At 58.8% G+C, this 19,824-nt stretch carries 23 protein-coding genes; 11 read left to right on the top strand and 12 right to left on the bottom strand.

Features of this window, described 5'->3' with window-relative positions; all coding sequences use genetic code 11:
• Nucleotides 1–23 precede the first annotated feature (23 nt).
• The 5 genes from ACODS3_RS21265 to ACODS3_RS21245 all read left to right on the top strand — a co-directional run bounded on the left by ACODS3_RS21265 (nt 24) and on the right by ACODS3_RS21245 (nt 3,292).
• A complete protein-coding gene (locus ACODS3_RS21265; RefSeq protein ID WP_117163780.1) occupies nt 24–593 on the top strand; it encodes a xanthine phosphoribosyltransferase in 570 nt (189 codons plus the stop codon).
• A gap of 66 nt (nt 594–659) precedes the next feature.
• The gene (locus ACODS3_RS21260; protein WP_489036136.1) at nt 660–1,544 is read left to right on the top strand and encodes an MBL fold metallo-hydrolase; all 885 of its coding nucleotides are present in this window, start codon (nt 660–662) and stop codon (nt 1,542–1,544) included.
• A 65-nt stretch (nt 1,545–1,609) separates the two neighbouring features.
• A complete protein-coding gene (locus tag ACODS3_RS21255; RefSeq protein ID WP_304574141.1) occupies nt 1,610–2,425 on the top strand; it encodes a sulfite exporter TauE/SafE family protein in 816 nt (271 codons plus the stop codon).
• Between the two features lie 13 nt (nt 2,426–2,438).
• Nucleotides 2,439–2,870, top strand: a complete 432-nt coding sequence (locus ACODS3_RS21250) for a YeeE/YedE family protein (RefSeq protein ID WP_201019458.1) — start codon at nt 2,439–2,441, stop codon at nt 2,868–2,870.
• Between the two features lie 2 nt (nt 2,871–2,872).
• Nucleotides 2,873–3,292 (top strand): DUF6691 family protein, encoded by a 420-nt coding sequence (locus ACODS3_RS21245; protein WP_304574143.1) that lies wholly within the window; start codon nt 2,873–2,875, stop codon nt 3,290–3,292.
• Here ACODS3_RS21245 and ACODS3_RS21240 read toward each other — a convergent pair.
• The 8 genes from ACODS3_RS21240 to dadA form a co-directional block, all read right to left on the bottom strand.
• Nucleotides 3,281–5,212 carry an acetyl-CoA hydrolase/transferase C-terminal domain-containing protein gene (locus ACODS3_RS21240; protein WP_489036133.1) on the bottom strand — a complete coding sequence of 644 codons (1,932 nt, stop codon included), beginning with the start codon at nt 5,210–5,212 and terminating at the stop codon, nt 3,281–3,283. The two genes, ACODS3_RS21245 and ACODS3_RS21240, sit on opposite strands and share 12 nt — an antisense overlap.
• Before the next feature lie 105 nt (nt 5,213–5,317).
• Nucleotides 5,318–5,611 carry an addiction module antidote protein gene (locus ACODS3_RS21235; RefSeq protein ID WP_201001063.1) on the bottom strand — a complete coding sequence of 98 codons (294 nt, stop codon included), beginning with the start codon at nt 5,609–5,611 and terminating at the stop codon, nt 5,318–5,320.
• A 2-nt stretch (nt 5,612–5,613) separates the two neighbouring features.
• The gene (locus tag ACODS3_RS21230; protein WP_201001061.1) at nt 5,614–5,907 is read right to left on the bottom strand and encodes a type II toxin-antitoxin system RelE/ParE family toxin; all 294 of its coding nucleotides are present in this window, start codon (nt 5,905–5,907) and stop codon (nt 5,614–5,616) included.
• A 141-nt stretch (nt 5,908–6,048) separates the two neighbouring features.
• On the bottom strand, nt 6,049–6,471 hold the full coding sequence (locus ACODS3_RS21225; RefSeq protein WP_489036130.1) for a c-type cytochrome: 423 nt from the start codon (nt 6,469–6,471) through the stop codon (nt 6,049–6,051).
• A 182-nt stretch (nt 6,472–6,653) separates the two neighbouring features.
• On the bottom strand, nt 6,654–7,202 hold the full coding sequence (locus tag ACODS3_RS21220) for a cupin domain-containing protein (protein ID WP_025257935.1): 549 nt from the start codon (nt 7,200–7,202) through the stop codon (nt 6,654–6,656).
• Between the two features lie 106 nt (nt 7,203–7,308).
• A complete protein-coding gene (alr, locus tag ACODS3_RS21215) occupies nt 7,309–8,382 on the bottom strand; it encodes an alanine racemase (protein WP_489036128.1) in 1,074 nt (357 codons plus the stop codon).
• Between the two features lie 121 nt (nt 8,383–8,503).
• Nucleotides 8,504–8,857, bottom strand: a complete 354-nt coding sequence (locus ACODS3_RS21210; RefSeq protein ID WP_201001054.1) for a RidA family protein — start codon at nt 8,855–8,857, stop codon at nt 8,504–8,506.
• The gene (gene dadA / locus ACODS3_RS21205; RefSeq protein WP_201001053.1) at nt 8,829–10,130 is read right to left on the bottom strand and encodes a D-amino acid dehydrogenase; all 1,302 of its coding nucleotides are present in this window, start codon (nt 10,128–10,130) and stop codon (nt 8,829–8,831) included. Before dadA ends, ACODS3_RS21210 begins: the two co-directional genes overlap by 29 nt.
• A gap of 156 nt (nt 10,131–10,286) precedes the next feature.
• Here dadA and ACODS3_RS21200 point away from each other — a divergent pair, with 156 nt between their 5' ends.
• A complete protein-coding gene (locus ACODS3_RS21200; protein WP_025257931.1) occupies nt 10,287–10,775 on the top strand; it encodes an Lrp/AsnC ligand binding domain-containing protein in 489 nt (162 codons plus the stop codon).
• Between the two features lie 44 nt (nt 10,776–10,819).
• Here the strand turns inward: ACODS3_RS21200 and ACODS3_RS21195 are convergent, their stop codons facing one another.
• The gene (locus tag ACODS3_RS21195) at nt 10,820–11,173 is read right to left on the bottom strand and encodes a YkgJ family cysteine cluster protein (RefSeq protein ID WP_200993666.1); all 354 of its coding nucleotides are present in this window, start codon (nt 11,171–11,173) and stop codon (nt 10,820–10,822) included.
• 107 nt (nt 11,174–11,280) lie between these two features.
• On the opposite strand from ACODS3_RS21195, the gene ACODS3_RS21190 reads away from it, so the two are divergent.
• A complete protein-coding gene (locus ACODS3_RS21190) occupies nt 11,281–12,582 on the top strand; it encodes an NAD(P)/FAD-dependent oxidoreductase (RefSeq protein WP_489036126.1) in 1,302 nt (433 codons plus the stop codon).
• A 1-nt stretch (nt 12,583) separates the two neighbouring features.
• On the opposite strand, the gene ACODS3_RS21185 is transcribed toward ACODS3_RS21190, so the two are convergent.
• Nucleotides 12,584–12,817, bottom strand: coding sequence for a DUF1127 domain-containing protein (locus ACODS3_RS21185; RefSeq protein ID WP_201019467.1), 234 nt, complete (start codon nt 12,815–12,817; stop codon nt 12,584–12,586).
• Nucleotides 12,818–12,991: 174 nt separating this feature from the next.
• On the opposite strand from ACODS3_RS21185, the gene ACODS3_RS21180 reads away from it, so the two are divergent.
• Together ACODS3_RS21180 and ACODS3_RS21175 are read left to right on the top strand one after the other, a co-directional pair.
• On the top strand, nt 12,992–14,413 hold the full coding sequence (locus ACODS3_RS21180; RefSeq protein WP_201019468.1) for an aminotransferase-like domain-containing protein: 1,422 nt from the start codon (nt 12,992–12,994) through the stop codon (nt 14,411–14,413).
• A gap of 68 nt (nt 14,414–14,481) precedes the next feature.
• Complete coding sequence (locus ACODS3_RS21175; protein ID WP_201019469.1) at nt 14,482–16,059, top strand: phospholipase D family protein; 1,578 nt, start codon at nt 14,482–14,484, stop codon at nt 16,057–16,059.
• Here the strand turns inward: ACODS3_RS21175 and ACODS3_RS21170 are convergent.
• Both ACODS3_RS21170 and ACODS3_RS21165 read right to left on the bottom strand, forming a co-directional pair.
• Nucleotides 16,056–17,204 (bottom strand): MFS transporter, encoded by a 1,149-nt coding sequence (locus tag ACODS3_RS21170; RefSeq protein ID WP_201019470.1) that lies wholly within the window; start codon nt 17,202–17,204, stop codon nt 16,056–16,058. The two genes, ACODS3_RS21175 and ACODS3_RS21170, sit on opposite strands and share 4 nt — an antisense overlap.
• Nucleotides 17,205–17,321: 117 nt before the next feature.
• Nucleotides 17,322–18,815, bottom strand: a complete 1,494-nt coding sequence (locus ACODS3_RS21165; RefSeq protein ID WP_201001043.1) for an aldehyde dehydrogenase — start codon at nt 18,813–18,815, stop codon at nt 17,322–17,324.
• Nucleotides 18,816–19,064: 249 nt separating this feature from the next.
• On the opposite strand from ACODS3_RS21165, the gene ACODS3_RS21160 reads away from it, so the two are divergent.
• Nucleotides 19,065–19,436: a cupin domain-containing protein gene (locus ACODS3_RS21160; protein WP_201019471.1), complete on the top strand. Its 372-nt coding sequence runs from the start codon at nt 19,065–19,067 to the stop codon at nt 19,434–19,436.
• A gap of 72 nt (nt 19,437–19,508) precedes the next feature.
• The gene (locus ACODS3_RS21155) at nt 19,509–19,712 is read left to right on the top strand and encodes an I78 family peptidase inhibitor (protein WP_201001041.1); all 204 of its coding nucleotides are present in this window, start codon (nt 19,509–19,511) and stop codon (nt 19,710–19,712) included.
• The last annotated feature ends 112 nt before the right edge of the window (nt 19,713–19,824 follow it).

Here is a 19,824-nt window from a genome sequence, read left to right as displayed (position 1 = left end):
ACTGGCGCACCCAAGGAACCGAAGTGGAAGCACTGCACAAGAAAATTCGCGAAGAAGGCATCGTACTTTCCGATCAGGTCTTGAAGGTCGATGCGTTTCTCAATCATCAGATCGACCCGGCACTGATGAAAGCCATCGGCGACGAGTTCGCCCGGCTGTTCGCGGATGCAGGCATCACCAAGATCGTCACCATCGAGGCCTCGGGCATTGCACCGGCGGTGATGGCCGGCCTGAATCTCGGCGTGCCTGTGATTTTCGCCCGCAAGCATCAGTCGCTGACCCTGACTGAAAACCTGCTGTCGGCCACTGTCTATTCTTTCACCAAACAGGTCGAAAGCACTGTCGCCATCTCGCCACGGCACCTGAACAGCAACGACAACGTGCTGATCATCGATGACTTCCTGGCCAACGGCAAAGCCTCCCAGGCACTGATCTCGATCATCAAGCAAGCAGGCGCCAAGGTGGCCGGGCTCGGCATCGTGATCGAAAAGTCCTTTCAGGGCGGTCGTGCCGAGCTGGATGCGCAGGGTTATCGCGTTGAATCCCTGGCACGGGTGGAGTCGCTGGCAGGTGGCGTGGTGACCTTCAAGTAGAACGGCGACGCTGCCTGTCTACGCTTGCATGGCGTGACAGCCATTTACGGCCATGGAGACACCGCAATGATCATTGGGGAAAGGCTGTATGTCGAAGGCATCTTCGACAGCCATACATGGACCATCAGCTATCTGGTGATGGACCTTGCCAGCAAGCAGTGCGCGCTGATCGACAGCGTGCTGGACTATGATCCGAAGTCCGGCCGTACCCGCACCGAGTCGGCCGATCGCCTGATCGAGCGGGTCAGGGCTTTGCAAGCATCGGTGCAATGGATACTGGAAACCCACGTCCATGCGGATCATGTTTCGGCCGCGCCGTACCTGAAACGGCAACTGGGCGGACAGATCGCCATCGGCAGCCATATCAAGGCCGTACAGCAAGTCTTCGGCAAGCTGTTCAACGCACCGGAGGACTTCGCCCGCGACGGCACCCAGTTCGATGTACTGCTGGATGACAATGGCGCCTTTTCCATCGGCTCGCTCCAGGCTCAGGCACTGCATACGCCGGGTCATACACCCGCCTGCATAACCTATCTTGTGCAAGTTGGTGACGAAACTGTCGCGTTCGTCGGCGATACGCTGTTCATGCCCGATTACGGCACCGCGCGCTGCGACTTTCCGGGGGCCGACGCCCGAACCTTGTATCGCTCCATTCACCGAATCCTCAGCCTGGCGCCACAAACCCGGCTGTTCATGTGCCATGACTACCTGCCCAATGGCCGCGAACTGCAATACATGACGACCGTTGCCGAACAGCGCGCCAACAACATTCATGTACACGAAGGCATCGACGAAGACGCTTTCGTCACAATGCGCGAAGCACGGGATGCAACCCTGGAAATGCCGGTCCTGATGCTGCCGTCGGTGCAGATCAACATGCGCTGCGGCCACTTCCCCGAACCGGAAGCAAACGGCGTCAGCTACCTGAAAATCCCGCTTAACGTCCTTTGAAGTGCTGTACGCACCCGGAAAGCCTGATATGAGCCCGATATGCCCCATTCACCCTGGGCTGATCCATGGATGAGCACCAACTGCTGGGCGCGGGCCTGGGTATGATCATTGGCGCGGTGCTGGCGCTGACAGGTGCAGGCGGTGGCATTCTGGCAGTGCCGATGCTGGTTTTCGGGCTTGGGCTTTCCATGGTCGAAGCCGCGCCCATCGGCTTGCTTGCGGTGGGTATGGCAGCGGCAGTCGGTGCCATTCTTGGGTTGAAACAGGGTATTGTCCGCTATCGTGCCGCGCTTTATATCGCCGGTATCGGTGCGCTCATGTCACCATTGGGCCTGTGGCTCGCCCATCGTCTGCCCAATACACCGCTGGCACTGCTCTTTGCCGTTGTGATGCTGTACGCCTGCGGACGGATCTTTCTCAAGGCCACCCGCGAGCTGAAATACGGGCCACCGGCCTGTCGTCAGGAAGTCTTGCCTTGTGTGCTCAACCCGCTGCAAGGCCGGTTACGCTGGACAATGCCCTGCATTCGGGCTCTGACACTGACCGGGATGACTTCGGGATTGCTGTCGGGGTTGATCGGCGTCGGCGGTGGTTTTGTCATCATCCCGGCACTGACCCGCTATAGCGACCTGAACATGAAGAGCGTCGTCGCAACTTCATTGGCGGTCATCGCACTGGTTTCAACCGGCAGTGTGATTACCGCCTCCGTAGCTGGCGTAATGCACTGGCCCGTCGGCGCGCCTTTCGCGCTGGGGGCCATTATCGGCCTGATGGGCGGCAGACAGGTTTCCCGCTACCTCGCAGGCCCACGCTTGCAGCAGTTGTTCGCCATTGCCGGGTGGGCTGCCGCCGTCATGCTTATTTTCAGCACCCTGACTTGAGAGGGCGATTACGATGGTCATCGACTGGCTTCACTTCACACCCTGGTCATCGCTGGCCGGTGGTCTGTTGATCGGCCTGGCAGCCAGCCTGTTTGTGCTGGCCAACGGGCGCATTACCGGGATCAGCGGCCTGCTGAGCAGCCTTTTGCAGACGGGTGAAGGTCGTGCCGAGAAAGCCTTGTTCATTTTCGGCCTGTTGATAGCACCCCTGATCTGGGGGCTGTTTACCGTCTTGCCCGCCATGTCGTTTGAAACCTCATGGCCTGGCCTGATTGTGGCAGGCCTGCTGGTCGGTATCGGCACCCGATATGGCTCTGGCTGCACCAGCGGTCACGGCGTATGCGGTATCGCTCGCCTTTCTCCCCGCTCGATGGTGGCAACCGTGACCTTCATGCTGACGGGCTTTGCCACGGTATTCATTCTTCGCCACCTGATCGGAGCCTGATCATGCGCAAACTCACGGCACTGATTGCTGGCCTTCTGTTTGGCACCGGCCTGTTGATGGCTGGTATGACTGACCCCGCCAAGGTATTGGGCTTTCTCGACATTGCCGGGCAATGGGACCCATCTCTTGCATTTGTGATGATCGGCGCTATCGCAGTGGCATTCCTGCCGTTTCGCTGGGCAGGCAAACACCGCCATTCACTGCTCGGAGCCCCCATGCAACTGCCAGCCAGCCGAACGCTGGACAAGCGGCTGATCGGTGGCAGCCTGTTGTTTGGCGTCGGATGGGGCATTGCCGGGTTGTGTCCTGGTCCTGCCGTCGCTCTGCTGCTGACTCTCCAGTGGCAACCACTGGTTTTCGTTATTTCGATGCTGGCAGGCATGTTGATTTTCCGGGCTCTGGAAACCCGTTCAAAACGCTGATCCGGCAGAGTTGTGCAGCCCGGCCAGCAACAAACGCTGGTACAGCTCTTCTTTCAGACCTTGAGGCTCGTCAAGTTGCATGCGCTGCAAGTGCTCGATATAGGCCGAAGGCTCGGGCGCATCCAGTGTGGCTTTGCCCAGCTCCAGAATCTCGGTGAGCTTGAATTTGCTCTTGAGCCAGTTCAAGGCCCGCAGCAGATCACGCTCTCGCGCAGTGAAATCGCAGCCCAGCGGATATTCGATGAACAGCGCCGGATAGCGGGATGCAATGTCTTGCAGGCGCTCGGGGGTGTTCTGGGTAAAGCGCGGGTCGAGGTGAAAATCCTTCGGCAGCTTGCCGGCTTTCTGCGCCTGCTCGATCAGGCCGCTCTGAAAGCGTGAGTCACTGATGTTCAGCAGTCGCTCGATCACCGTCGCATCGGTCTGACCACGCAAGTCGGCAATGCCGTATTCGGTCACGACAATATCGCGCAAATGCCGGGGAATGGTCGCGTGGCCGTACTGCCAGACGATATTGGAGCTGATCTCGCCGCCCGACTCCCGCCAGCTTCGCAGGATCAGAATCGAGCGTGCGTCTTCCAGCGCATGAGCCTGGGAAACGAAGTTGTACTGGCCGCCGACGCCACTGAGCACACGCCCGTCTTCCAGTTGATCGGACACCGCCGCGCCCATCAGGGTCATGGTGAAGGCGCTGTTGATAAAGCGCGCATCACGACGTTGCAGGCGCTTGAGCTCTTCGTTGCCGTACAGCTCGTTGATGTAACTGATAGCAGTCATGTTGAACTGCGCCAGTCGCTCGGCAGGTAACTCACGCAAGCGCTCATAAAAACTCAGCGGCCCCAGGAAAAACCCGCCATGCAGCACGACGCCATCCGGGTGAACGCTTTCATCGAGGGTTCCCAGGTTGGCCAGCCGTTGCAACTCGACATCGGCATACACCTTGCGCCGCACAATACCCGCGTCGGCCAGCACCAGCAGGCCGTTGACGAACATCTCGCTGCATCCGTAAAGCCCGCTGGCAAAAGGCTGGACGCCACCTTCGCGGTCGATCAGGGTCTGCCAGTTGCTCATGTTCAGTTCCGCGAGCAACCCGCGATAGGTTTCGTTATTGGCTTGCCTGGCCAGCAGCGCGGCAGTCAGTGCATCGCCCATGGAACCGATGCCAATCTGCAAGGTGCCGCCATCGCGAACCAGGGTGCTGGCATGCAGACCGATGAAATGATCCTGAAAGCCCACCGGCATGTTGGGGGTCGAGAACAGGACGCTTCGCTCCTGCTCATCCAGCAACACATCAAAAGCATCGACATCCAGTTCTGAGTCGCCGGGCATATAGGGCAGATCAGCATGGATCTGCCCCAGAATCAGAATCGTCTCGCCCGCAGCCCTTCGCCTGGCGACCATCGGCAGCAGGTCGAGGGTCACGTCGGGATTACAGCTCAGGCTCAACTTGCCGGGCCGTTGCTCATCACGGGCGACCAGTTGCGCAATCAGGTTCAGGCCACTGGCATTGATGTCCCGCGCCGCATGGCTGTAATTGCTGCTGACGTAGTCTTGCTGGGCAGCTTCGCTATTGAGCAGGCTGCCCGGCTGCATGAAGAATTGCTGGATGCGAATGTTCGGCGGCAGATCGTCACGGCGCAGCGCCGACAGGAACTCCAGCTCCGGGTAATCCCCGAAAACCCGCTCCAGGAAAGGCTCCAGAAAACGTCCCTGCAACCCCTCACCCGCCGGCGGTCGACCCAGACTCAACGCGGTATAAATCGTCAGTTGCCGCTCGGGAAGCTGCCGGATGCGCTCGTACAGCGCATTGACGAACCGATTGGGCTTGCCCAACCCCAGAGGCATGCCCATATGAATATGCTCGGGCAACTGCGCGAGCACATGATCGACGGCTTGCTCAATGGAACAGGACTTGGGCATCCGAACTCTCCGGGGGTTGTGGCTGGATGGAGGTTGGACCGTCTTGAATGAACAGCGTTGCGGCCCGTAACGGGATTTCTTACACGCGATTGCCTACCCGATGCATCACGGGTGGGCAACGACCCTGGCCTGCAACTCGACCCCCATCGCACGCATCACTTTGAGGATGGTATCGAAACGAGGCTTGGCACCCGGTGCCAGTGCCTTGTAGAGGCTGGCACGCCCAAGACCGGAATCCTTGGCAATTTGCGCCATGCCACGGGCTTTCGCCACATGACCAACGGCACGTATCAGCTCATCGGTGTCGCCTTCGGCCAGCACCTGGGAAAGGTATTCGGTTATTGCTTCATCACTGTCCAGCAGCGATGCCATGTCAAAAGGCACGAGGATCTCGTTCATCATCAAACCTCCTTAGCCATTGTTTTAGCCCGCTTTATATCAGCAGGCTGGGTTGATTTATCGCCTCCCACCAAGAGGACAATGAGCGTCCTGTCGCGGGTCGTGAAATAGACACGGTAGCCAACGCCTACATCCACGCGCATCTCGGAAACACCTTCGCCCACTGACTTCACGTCACCCAGATTACCTGCGGATGCACGCTCGATGCGCCGGGCAATGGCGATTCTTGCGCGCATATCACGCAAGGCGGCATGCCATGAAGCGAAAGTACTGGTTTGCTGAACACTATAAGTCATGACGCAAGTGTATCCAACTGGAGACAAAAGTATCACGAAAACTCTGTAAGAATTTCTACCGTTCAGCCTTTGGTTTTCTGTGGCCACAAAAAAACCGCCGAAGATCAGGTTTCCGCGGCGGTTCTCGATACAGCGTTGAGCTTATTTGAGCCCGGACATCTTCTGAATCGCACCTTTGAGGTCCTCATCGGTGCAGTCGCCGCAGGTGCCTTTGGGTGGCATGGCGTTGAGGCCGGTGATGGCTTTGGCCAGCAGGCCGTCAAGGCCACCTTCTTTCCTGGCTCGCTCGTCCCAGGCGGCAGTGTCGCCGATCTTGGGTGCATTCAGCAGCCCGACGCTGTGGCAGGCGGTGCAGTGTTTGGCGATGACATCGTCGGGGGATTTCGCGCCGCCGCCACCGACTGATGCCGTGACTGCCATACCTGCGCATTCCTTGCCTTGAATACAGACCTGCCCGACCGGTTCGAGTCGTTTGGCAATTTCATCATTCGTCGCTGCCTGAGCGTTGAATGCCCAAAAAGCCAACATGGCAGCCGCTGCCAGTCTCTTGTTTATCAGGTTCACGCTTACACCCTCATGGTGACTAATCACGCCCGCGACCACGGTTTGGCAGGCGGGCGAATTATAGCGACTAGCCCTTTGAGCCGAAACACCCCTACAGACAGAAAGGTTATTAGCCTTGAAGCCCGTTCATGGGGTGTCTGGCCAGCCAGCCCGTATACATGAGGCGATTGCGCTACTTCTGGTCAAAAATTGGCCGGGGTGGCTGCGCTGATTAGTCGCGCCGGCACATCGAACGGATTACGGAATCGATGTGGTTTGGTGCTCTCGAAATAGTAGCTGTCGCCTGCTTCGAGGATGTAGGTGTCCAGACCGACGACCAGTTCCAGTCGTCCTTCGACCAGAATTCCGGTTTCTTCGCCTTCGTGTACCAGCATTTCTTCACCGGTATCGGCCCCTGGCGGGTAGATTTCGTTGAGAAAGGCAATGGCCCGACCGGGATGCGATTTGCCCACCAGTTTCATGGTCACGGCACCATCGGAAATATCAATCAACTCGCTGGCCTTGTAGACCACCTGGGTTGGATTTTCCGGCTCAAGCTCTTCGGAAAAGAACTCGACCATGGACATGGGAATCCCGCCGAGCACCTTGCGCAGGGAACTGATCGAGGGGCTGACGCTGTTTTTCTCGATCATGGAAATGGTGCTGTTGGTCACACCTGCCCGCTTGGCGAGTTCGCGCTGGGACAGGCCCTTGAGCTTGCGAATGGATTGCAGTCGTTCACCGACGTCCAATGCGGCATTCCCCCTGGTTCGGTAAGGTTAAAGTCGAGATGAACGACATGATGGCAACAGCGTTCAGTATTTACAACACTTCGGACTTTTAACCGGGCCAGCGGGGTCATTCTTGCGAATAGACCCTCGGGACACGCCGCAGATTGCAGAATATCTGGTAAGGGATGGTGCCAGCCTGCGCAGCAACTTCGCTGGCCAGTACGTTCTTGCCCCACAGCTCGACATGGCTGCCGAGGCCCGCCTGAGGCAAGTCGGTCAGGTCCACACAGAGCATGTCCATGGAAACCCGCCCCAGCAACCGGCTCGGCTGACCGTCGATCCAGACCGGCGTACCAGTAGGCGCCTGGCGCGGATAGCCATCGGCATAACCCATGGCTACTACACCGACACGGGTCGGGCGTTCGGTGACAAAAATGGCGCCATAACCCACAGGCTCGCCAGCAGGCAGTTCGCGCACGCCGATGATTTTCGACTCCAGAGTCATGACCGGCTGCAAGCGGTCAGCCAGTGCCTGCGGCTGGTCGAAGGGCGTTGCGCCATACAGCATGATGCCGGGACGTACCCAGTCACTGGGAATATTCGGCCAGCCCAGTACCGCGGGCGAGTTGCGCAGGCTGACTTCCGCCATGAGGCCCTGGCGGGCGGCCTCGAATACGGCGACCTGCTCATCACTGCGCGAGCACGCCAGTTCGTCGGCACGGGCGAAGTGGCTCATCAAGACGATCTTCGCCACCTTGCCGGTCGCCAGCAGACGTTGATAACCCGCCTGATACTCGGACGGATGCAAGCCGACCCGGTGCATGCCGGTGTCGAGCTTGAGCCATACGGTCAACGGCTTGCTGATGCTGGCTTTTTCGATGGCTTCCAGTTGCCATAGGGAATGCACGACGAACCACAGGTCATGCTCAACGATCAGCGCCAGCTCATCGGCCTCGAAGAAACCTTCCAGCAACAGGATCGGCGCACGAATGCCCGCTTCACGCAGCTCCAGAGCCTCTTCGATGCAGGCCACGGCAAAACCGTCGGCTTGGGCCTCCAATGCCTGGGCCACACGCACAGCGCCGTGACCATAAGCATCGGCCTTGATAACGGCGAGGGCTTTGGCACCGGTCGCTTCGCGGGCCAGTTGGTAATTGTGACGCAGGGCTTGAAGATCAATCAGGGCGCGGGCTGGACGCATGGGAAGATAGTTCTGATATAGAAAAGATTAAAACTCATGTAGGAGCGAATTCATTCGCGAAAGCCACACCCAACACATCCATGCAGTATGCGGCTCAGCCTTCGCGAATGAATTCCTACGGTTATGGCAACGCAGCAACCACTGAAAGCTCGACCAGGATCTCCGGTTCGCACAGCTTGGCCTCGACCGTCGCACGCGCAGGTGCGACGCCTTTTGGCAGCCATTTGTCCCAGACGCTGTTCATGCCAGCAAAGTGAGCATCGATGTCCTTCAGGTAAATCGTGACAGACAGGATGCGACTTTTGGTTGTGCCTGCCAGGTCCAGAAGACGCTCGATGTTATCGAGTGTCTCGCGGGTCTGCTTTTCGATCCCGCCCGCCATGTCATCCCCCACCTGCCCCGACAGATAAACGGTGCCATTGTGGACGACGATCTGACTCATGCGCTCATTGGTGAGCTGGCGCTGGATTGACATGTTTTGCACTCTCCTTGGTACTGCCATAGCGAGAAATATCGAGGCCTGCGGCACTGATCTGAGGTTTTTCGCTCGCCATGAGGTCGGCCAGCAAACGCCCGGAGCCGCAAGCCATGGTCCAGCCAAGTGTTCCGTGGCCGGTATTGAGGAACAGATTACGGAACGGCGTTGCACCCACGATAGGTGTGCCATCCGGCGTGGTCGGACGCAGCCCGGTCCAGAAACTGGCCTGGGTCAGATCGCCGCCCCGAGGATAGAGGTCGTTGACGATCATCTCCAGTGTTTCGCGACGCCGAGGGTTGAGCGACAGGTCGTAACCGGCAATTTCAGCCATACCGCCAACGCGGATACGGTTGTCGAAACGGGTGATGGCAACCTTGTAGGTTTCATCGAGAATGGTCGAGGTCGGTGCCATGTCGGCATTGGTGATCGGCACGGTCAAGGAATAGCCCTTGAGCGGGTAGACCGGCGCCCGGATACCCAGCGGCTTGAGCAATTGCGGCGAGTAGCTGCCCAGCGCCAGCACATAACGGTCTGCGGTTTCGAGCTTGCCATCGATCCAGACGCCATTGATACGGTCGCCCACATGGTCGAGGCGCTCGATGGACTGGCCGTAACGAAACTCGACGCCCAACTTGACGGCCATTTCCGCCAGACGGGTAGTGAACAGTTGGCAGTCGCCGGTCTGGTCGTTGGGCAGACGCAATGCACCACTCAGAATGTTGGTGACGCCAGCCAGAGCCGGCTCGACCCGGGCAATGCCTTCGCGGTCCAGCAGTTCGTAGGGCACACCGGATTGTTCAAGAACCGCGATGTCTTTCGCAGCGTTGTCCAGTTGCTCCTGGGTGCGGAACAACTGAGTGGTGCCCAGGCTGCGGCCTTCGTAGGCAATGCCGGTTTCAAGACGCAGCTCGTCGAGGCAATCGCGGCTGTACTCGGACAGACGCACCATGCGCTCCTTGTTCACGGCATAGCGGCTGGCGGTGCAGTTGCGCAGCATTTGCGCCATCCACAGGTACTGATCGATATCGGCCGTGGCCTTGATCGCCAAGGGCGCATGACGCTGAAGCAGCCATTTGATTGCCTTGAGCGGCACGCCCGGCGCAGCCCATGGCGATGCGTAGCCTGGCGATACCTGGCCGGCGTTGGCAAAACTGGTTTCCATGGCTACGGCTGGCTGACGATCCACCACTGTAACCTGGAAGCCGGCCCGAGCCAGATAATAGGCACTGGTTGTACCGATCACACCACTACCAAGGACCAGAACACGCATGTCGACAACCTCATCGCGGATATCCGCTGACATTTGAAGTTTAAAGCAGGAATGTGTGCAGTATATTGAGCATCGAGCAGTGTATCTCACTGTATATCTGCGTATATTCAGCGCTAATTATCGGCAAAGAACGTTTTCGTAGAGGGGAAACCGCCTGTGCGCACTCAACACCAGTCAAAACGTGAGCTGGACAAGATCGACCGCAATATCCTGCGCATCCTCCAGGCAGACGGACGAATCTCGTTCACGGAGCTTGGGGAGCGCGTCGGGCTGTCGACCACCCCCTGCACCGAGCGGGTGCGCAGGCTGGAACGCGAAGGCATCATCATGGGCTACAACGCCCGTCTCAACCCTCAGTACCTCAAGGCCAGCCTGCTGGTTTTCGTGGAGATTAGTCTGGATTACAAATCAGGCGACACTTTCGACGAGTTTCGTCGGGCAATCCTGAAACTGCCTCATGTACTGGAATGCCATCTGGTGTCAGGCGACTTCGACTACCTGGTCAAGGCCCGCATCTCGGAAATGGCTTCGTACCGCAAGCTGCTGGGCGACATCCTGCTCAAACTGCCCCATGTGCGGGAGTCCAAGAGCTATATCGTGATGGAAGAAGTGAAGGAGAGCCTGAACCTGCCGATTGCGGATTAACCCCAATGCCCCCCGGTGGGAGCGAATTCATTCGCAAATAGGGTTTAGACCAGCACCTGCCTTGTCGAAGCCATGTACTCATGGATCTGTTTCTCGACCCGAGGATGAATCAGCTCGACAGGTCGCCGTCCGTTCGGGCATGGCAGGGTCTGGGTGGTACCGAACAGACGGCAGATCAGCGGGCGCTCGTCATACACCGTGCAGCCGTTGGGGCCAAGATGCACACAGTTCAGCTCGTTCAGCGCGGCTTCCTGTTCGGCGGCGGTCTTGCGGGGCAGGCGGGACATTTCTTCGGGTGAGGTGGTCACCGGGCCACAGCAATCGTGGCAACCAGGCACACACTCGAACGAGGGAATCTGACGCCGCAGATCGCGGATTTTTTCACGGTTGCAGCTCATTGAATCGACCACCCGAACACAGTGATGGGATTTTGCCTCAGTTGGCAGGCGCATGACAGCGGCTTATCCTCGCTGCTGATTTTCACCCCCGCCAACAGGATCACTCCATGAACGCCCGCGTTCACCACAACCAGCACGCCGCCTCGTATTACGCCGCCAGCAGCCATCCGCAACCGGATCACCCTGCGCTACAAGGTGAGCTGACGGTGGATGTGTGTGTGGTTGGCGGCGGGTTTTCCGGGCTGAACACAGCCATCGAACTGGCCGAGCGTGGTTTAAGCGTTGCCTTGCTTGAAGCCCGCAAGATCGGCTGGGGTGCCAGCGGACGCAATGGCGGGCAATTGATCCGTGGCGTCGGCCATGACCTTGAGCAGTTCACCCCGGTCATCGGCCATGATGGCGTGCGCCAGCTCAAGCTGATGGGGATCGAAGCGGTCGAGATCGTTCGCCAGCGGGTCGAGCGCCATGGCATCGACTGCGACCTGAAATGGGGTTATTGCGACGTCGCCAACAAGCCGCGTGATCTTGCCGGTTTCGCTGAAGACCTCGAAGAATTGCGCAGCCTGGGCTACCGCCACAGCCTGCAACTGCTGCAACCGGAACAGATGCACTGCGTAGTGGGTTCGGATCGCTACGTCGGAGGCATGATCGACATGGGTTCCGGGCATCTGCATCCCTTGAACCTGGCGCTGGGCGAAGCCGCCGCCGCTCAAGCGCTGGGCGTTCGACTGTTCGAGAACTCAGGCGTGACGCGCATCGACTATGGCCCGCAGGTCAGAGTGCATACCGCATCGGGCTCGGTTCAAGCCAAAACCCTGGTGCTGTGCTGCAACGCCTACATGAATGATCTGAACCCGGAACTCGGCGGCAAGGTTCTGCCTGCCGGCAGCTATATCATTGCGACAGAGCCGCTGACCCAGGCACAGGCAGCCGAACTGATACCGCGGGACATGGCGATCTGTGACCAGCGGGTGACGGTGGATTACTACCGGCTTTCAGCCAACCGGCGCCTGCTGTTCGGTGGCGCGTGTCACTACTCGGGGCGCGACCCACAGGATATCGCCGCCTACATGCGGCCCAAGATGCTTGAGGTCTTCCCGCAACTGGCCGGGGTGAAAATCGATTATCAATGGGGCGGGATGATCGGCATCGGTGCCAACCGTCTGCCGCAGATCGGCCAGCTCAAGAACCAGCCCAATGTGTTCTATGCCCAGGCCTATGCGGGCCACGGCCTCAATGCCACTCACCTGGCAGGCAGATTACTGGCCGAAGCCATCGCCGGTCAGCACAGCGATGGCTTCGAGTTGTTTGCCAGGGTGCCGCACATGACCTTCCCCGGCGGCAAGTATCTGCGCTCGCCATTGCTGGCGCTGGGAATGCTCTGGCATCGGCTCAAGGAACTGCGCTGACTTACATCTTCCAGAAGGGTTTCATGGCTTCAGCCATGGCCTGTTGAGCATCGAGCCCGATGTCGCGAAGCTGATCGTCGGTCAGCTTCAGCAGCGCGTGGCGGGTTGTCCAGCGGTGACGGTACAGCGCCCAACGGCTCATGTCTGGCTGTGAGTTCGTCCTGGCCTTGACCGAACTCTTCTCCTCCAACTCCTGGCTGTGAAGCGCTAAACGCACATCGCTGAGCCCGTTCATTTTTCGACCCTCCATCACGTTTTGGTGTGATGTCATGATGGAGCGTCCCGGAAAACCATTACAGATTCAAAAACCATTATTTATTTACATACAGACAAGTCAGAATCCGCACTGAATGCTATATTTTTGCCCAATCTGTATTGCTTATCAGCCCACAACACTCAAGAGTACGCCATGACGCTCTACGTCAATCTTGCCGAACTGCTTGGCTCACGCATTGAAAACGGCTTCTATCGCCCAGGCGACCGCTTGCCGTCGGTTCGGGCTCTGAGCCTTGAACACGGCGTCAGCCTGAGCACCGTTCAACAGGCGTATCGAGTGCTGGAGGACAGTGGGCTGGCAGCACCGAAACCCAAGTCCGGCTATTTCGTGCCCGCCAGCAGAAAGGCACCGGCACTCCCGGCAGTGGGCCGCCCGGTACAAAGGCCGGTGGATATTTCCCAATGGGAACAGGTGCTGGACCTGATTCGCGTCTCACCTGCCAATGCAGTTACCCAGTTGGGGCGTGGCATGCCGGATATCAGCAGCCCGACCCTCAAACCGCTGCTGCGCTCGCTGAGTCAGCTGAGTCGCCGCCAGAGCATGCCCAGTCTGTACTACGACAATATCTACGGTGTCCATACACTTCGCGAACAGATCGCACGCCTGATGCTGGATTCCGGCTGTAACCTCACGGCCAATGACCTGATCATCACTACGGGCTGTCACGAGGCCTTGTCGGCGAGCATCCGCGCCATTTGCTCGCCAGGCGACATCGTAGCAGTGGATTCGCCCAGCTTCTTCGGCGCCATGCAGACCTTGAAAGGGCTGGGCATGAAAGCGCTGGAAATCCCCACCGACCCGATAACGGGCATTAGCCTCGAAGCCCTGGAACTGGCGCTGGAACAATGGCCCATCAAGGTCATACAGCTGACGCCCAGTTGCAACAATCCACTGGGCTACGTGATGCCCGAAGCGCGCAAGCGGGCTTTGCTGACCCTTGCGCAGCGTTTCGATGTGGCGATCATCGAGGACGATGTGTATGGCGACCTCGCCTTCAACTACCCTCGCCCGCGCACCATCAAGTCCTTCGATGAAGATGGCCGCGTCCTGCTGTGCAGTTCGTTCTCCAAGAGCCTTGCCCCTGGGCTGCGTGTCGGCTGGGTCGCGCCGGGGCGTTATCTGGAACGTGTGCTGCACATGAAATACATCGGCACCGGCTCGACAGCCCCTCAGCCGCAACTGGCGATTGCCGAATTCCTTCAGGGTGGCCACTACGAGCCGCATCTGCGGCGCATGCGCACGCAATACCAGCGCAGCCGCGACCAGATGATCGACTGGGTCATGCGCTACTTTCCAGAAGGCACACGGGTCAGCCGGCCTCAAGGCGGCTTCATGCTATGGGTGGAACTGGCGGAAGATTTCGACACATTGCGCCTGAATCGTGCCTTGCTGGAGCACAACGTACAGATCGCAGTGGGCAGTATTTTCTCGGCATCGGGAAAATACCGGAACTGCCTGCGCATGAACTTCGCCCCAAAACCGACACCCGAAATCGAGAGCGCCATACGCAAGATTGGCCTGACGATTGCGAAAATGACCGAACAAACCGACTGACGTCTGAAAATCTTTCCGCTATTCCAGGGTCATATCGCATGCGAAACCCTGCCTGACGGATAAACAATTTGAAGAAATCATGGGCCTTGCCCCTTTGCCTGCTGGTTGCGCTGTGCGTCAGTGGCTGCACTCATCTCAGCGTTCCCAACGAGCCGAGCCAGGCCCTGGCGCCTTCAACCTCCGAATTCGGGCGCTCGATCCAGGCCTTGGCAATGCCCCATGAAGGGCGCTCGGGGTTTCGCCTGCTGCCCGAAAGCACCGATGCCTTCATGGCCCGTGCCGAGCTGATCCGCAATGCCAAAAGCAGCCTGGATCTGCAGTACTACATCGTGCATGACGGCCTGAGCACCCGCGCCCTGATCGATGAGCTGCTCAAGGCGGCAGATCGCGGGGTTCGTGTGCGAATCCTGCTGGACGACACCACCAGTGACGGCCTCGATCAGCCCATTGCCACCCTCGCCGCTCACCCGAACATCCAGATCCGCCTGTTCAACCCGCAGAACCTTGGCCGCGAGACCGGCGTGACACGCAGCGTCGGGAGGCTGATGAACCTGTCACGGCAACATCGACGCATGCACAACAAACTGTGGCTGGCCGACAACAGTGTCGCCATCGTCGGTGGACGCAACCTGGGTGACGAGTACTTCGACGCCGAGCCCAACATGAACTTTACCGACATCGACATGCTCAGCGTCGGGCCGGTCGCCGAGCAATTGGGACACAGCTTCGATCAGTACTGGAACAGCACGCTGAGCAAACCCATTGATGAGTTCATGTACATCCTGCCCACCGCCAGCGACCTGACCCAGGCCCGTGAACGGTTGGCCGCTTCTCTGGAAGAGGCCCATCAGCTACATAAAGCCCTGTACGAGCGCCTGATGAGCTACAAGACCCGGCCTCGCCTGAAAACCTGGCTCAACGAACTGGTCTGGGCACACAACCAGGCCTTGTGGGATGCTCCGACCAAGGTACTGGCGCGCGGAGAGCCCGATCCGCACTTGCTGCTCACGACGCAACTGGCTCCCGAGCTGCTGAAGGCGCATCAGGAGTTGATGCTGATTTCGGCGTACTTCGTGCCGGGCGAAGCCGGCTTGCTGTACCTCACCAACCGAGCGGACGCCGGTGTGTCCGTGAGCCTGCTGACCAACTCACTGGAAGCTACCGACGTACCCGCCGTGCATGGCGGCTATGCGCCCTATCGCAAGGCGCTGCTGGAACATGACGTAAAACTCTTCGAGCTGCGCCGCCAACCCGGCGACACGGGAAGCAGCGGCAGCGGCCCGCATCTGTTCAAGAAAAGCTCGTTCCTCACCAGTTCCGACTCAAGCCTGCACAGCAAGGCGATGATTTTTGATCGGCAGAAGATCTTTGTCGGCTCGTTCAATTTCGACCCGCGCTCGGTGCTGTGGAACACCGAAGTAGGCGTGCTGGTCGACAGCCCGCAACTGGCCGAAGAACTGCGCGAACTGACCCTGCAAGGCATGGCCCCGAACCTGAGCTACGAGGTGAAACTGGAAAACGGGCAAGTGGTATGGGTGACCGAAGACAACGGCCAGATGCATACCCTGCACAAGGAGCCAGGCGGCTGGTGGCGCCGCCTGAACTCCTGGGTCAGCAAGGCCATTGGCCTGGAAAAGATGCTCTAAGCGGCAATGGGTTGTTTGCCGCCGAATGCATTGCTTCTCAACGACAGAATCACCAACCCGAATGCCCCGGCCGCCATCATCAACGGCAAGGCATGGCCACTGACCCACTGGCTACCGGCACCGGCAGCCAGCGGCCCGAGCAGGCAACCGATGCCCCAGAGCTGAGCCACATGAGCATTGGCGCGCACCAGCGCATCATCGCGATAACGCTCGCCAATCAGAATCAGCGACAGAGTAAACAAACCACCCGCACTGGCGCCAAACAGCACCCACAGTGGCCAGATCAGCACTGTATCGATCAGCAACGGGATCAACAGGCTGGAAACCAGCAAGGCAATCGCGCAGCCCGAGAACAGGGCACGACGCGATACACGGTCAGCCAGCAGGCCGATCGGCAATTGCAGCAACGCATCCCCGACCACCACAGTGCTCACCATCATCAAGGCGATTTCCGGCGTGAAGCCTTCGCGCAGACAGTAAACCGGCAAGAGCGTCAGGATCAGCGCCTCGAACGCGGCAAACAGAGAAACCGCCCAGGCGATGGCCGGCATGCCCCGGCAAAAGCCGAGCAAATCCCGAAACGTCACCGAGCAGGCTTCGGTACTCGGCGCTCCGCTGCGCCCGAGCAACAGCAAGGGTGAACTGACCAGCAGCGCCACGCCGATCCAGAAACCATAATCGGCCTCGGTGCCGATCACGCCCAGCAACAGCGGCCCGGCCAGTTGGCTCAAGGCATAGCAACTGCCATACAGAGCGACCAGACGCCCACGCAAACGCTCGATCACCAACTGGTTGATCCAGCTCTCGCCCAGAATGAAGACGATGGTCAGGATCACGCCCAGCATCAGGCGCAAGACCAGCCAGACCTCGTAATAAGGCAGCAGCGCCAGCAGACCGACCGAGAATGCACCGGCCCACAGACACAGACGCATCAGGTTCGCCGTGCCGAAGTGTGAGGCCAGTCGGCTCGCAAGCCCCGCGCCCAGCAGCACCCCGATGGCAGGCATCGCCGCCATGATCCCGATGGCAAACGTGCCATAGCCCCAGCTTTCCAGCCGCAATGACACCAGCGGCATGCTGACGCCCACCGCCAGGCCGACACTCAGGACCGAGGCCAGCACAGCGAAATAAGTACCCCAACGCATTTCCCTGCTCCGACGGGTCAAGAAGTGTTCAATACAACCGGCAAACCTGGACCTGTGGGAGCGAATTCATTCGCGAATGAATTCGCTCCCACAGATTAAAGCCTTACAAAACCGTGTTTACAGCTTGATCCAGGTTGATTTCAGTTCGGTGTATTTATCGAACGCATGCAGCGACTTGTCGCGGCCATTGCCCGATTGCTTGAAGCCTCCGAACGGAGCGGTCATGTCGCCACCATCGTACTGATTGACCCACACGCTACCGGCCCGCAATGCTCTGGCTGTCAGGTGCGCCTTGGACAAGTCAGACGTCCATACCGCCGCAGCCAGACCATATTGCGTGTCGTTGGCGATCTGAATGGCTTCTTCAGCGCTGTCGAAGGTCAGGACGGACAGAACCGGACCGAAGATTTCTTCCTGGGCGATTTTCATCGCATTGTTCACGCCATCGAAAATGGTCGGCTCGACATACGTACCGCCCGTTTCCTCCAGAATGCGCTTGCCGCCTGCGACCAGCTTGGCGCCATCGGCGTGTCCGGCCTCGATGTACGACAGCACCGTATTCATCTGCTGGGTATCGACCAGAGCACCGACTGTCGTCGCCGGGTCCAGCGGATTGCCTGGCTTCCAGGCCTTGAGAGCCTCGATCACCAGCGGCAGGAAGCGATCCTTGATGGAACGCTCGACCAACAGCCGCGAACCGGCCGTACAGACTTCACCCTGGTTGAAGGCAATGGCGCTGGCAGCCGCTTCGGCGGCGGCCTGCAAGTCCGGCGCATCGGCAAAGACGATATTCGGGCTCTTGCCGCCAGCCTCAAGCCAGACGCGCTTCATGTTCGACTCGCCCGAATAGACCAGCAATTGCTTGGCGATCTTGGTCGAACCGGTAAACACCACGGTATCCACATCCATATGCAGGGCCAGAGCCTTGCCAACGGTATGACCATGCCCCGGCAGGACATTGAGCACGCCAGCCGGAATACCGGCTTCAATCGCCAGTTGCGCGATGCGGATGGCGGTCAGCGGCGACTTTTCGGAAGGCTTGAGAATCACCGAGTTACCGGTGGACAGCGCAGGCCCCAGCTTCCAGCAGGCCATCAGCAACGGGAAGTTCCACGGCACAATGGCCGCCACGACACCCACAGGCTCGCGGGTTACCAGGCCCAACTGGTCATGAGGCGTGGCGGCGACTTCGTCGTACAGTTTGTCGATGGCCTCGCCACTCCAGCTCAGCGCCTGGGCTGCACCCGGAATGTCGATATTGAAGGAGTCGCTGATCGGCTTGCCCATGTCCAGGGTTTCAAGCAGAGCGAGTTCTTCAACGTGTTTTTTCAGCAGGCCCGCGAAACGGATCATCGTGGCCTTGCGCTTGGTCGGTGCAAGACGCGACCACGCACCGGAATTGAATACGCTACGGGCACTGTCTACGGCACGCTGGGCGTCGGCGGCATCGCAACTGGCGACTTTGGCCAGTAAACGGCCATCAACCGGGCTCAGGCAATCAAAGGTAGCGGCTGAAGCGGAAGCTGTATATTCGCCATGGATGAAGGCGCGGCCTTCTATCTTTAAATCCTGGGCACGTTTTTCCCAGTCAGCATGAGTCAGGGTGGTCATACGCATGTCCTCCTTTTGATGGTAGTGGCGTGGCTGTAGAACATTAAGGACTCGATCCCGAGCCTGCGAGTTCAGCCCGAAGCATTCGCCACCCTAAACCAGCGATCTCGCAAATCCAATATATTTGACAAAAATAGCCACTTTTGGCCGTATATGTTGATTTTATTCAACGACCATTTTAAACGTCACGGCACTTATCAAGGCTGCGCGTTATCCAAGCAGCATCACTTCTCAGCGCCAGGTGAACACATGAGCATCGAAAACATTGTCGATTTCAGCGAAGCCGGTACGACTGCGGAGCACTATCGCCCTGCCCCCGAAAAAGTCTTCAAGGGTGATCCGCAGCAGACGATCTACAACCACTACAACAGCCCGTGCGGACAGATGAATGCCGGCGTCTGGGAAGGGACACCTGGGCAATGGCGGGTCAATTACACCGAACATGAGTATTGCGAGATCGTGCAGGGTGTTTCAGTACTGCGTGACGAGGAAGGCCGCGCCAAGACCTTGCGGGCAGGAGACCGGTTCGTGATCCCGGCAGGCTTCAGGGGGACTTGGGAAGTACTGGAAACATGCCGCAAGATTTACGTCGTGTTTGAGGCCAAAGATATAAATAAGTAACGCTTGGGGCGCGTCTGGATCCATGAATCTAGGGGCGTCCATTCCGGACATTCTTCATAAAGGACTATGAAAATGACTAACGACCAAATCACCCAGACCCTTCAATACCTGATCGGCACCCGCTACATACCAACTATCAAGGCCTACATCAGCGAGCTGACCGGTCGTGCCCGGGTTCTGGGTCCTGGCGATGTCAGCACCAGGGAATTCGATCTGAACCGCGTCCAGGTGAACACAGATCAGGAAGGTCTGATTTCGAGCTTCACGTTTGGCTGATACCACCAAATGACAGACACAAAAAAGCCCGCATTGCTGCGGGCTTTTTTGCAGGAGACTGTCCCGTCCTGAATAAGGTTTACACCTTCTGACCTTTCCTCAGGAGGATTCA

It is taken from the genome of Pseudomonas sp. FG43, from assembly GCF_057809175.1.
Note: the sequence above shows the minus strand (reverse complement) of the source record. Positions and strands in the feature narration are given on the sequence as shown.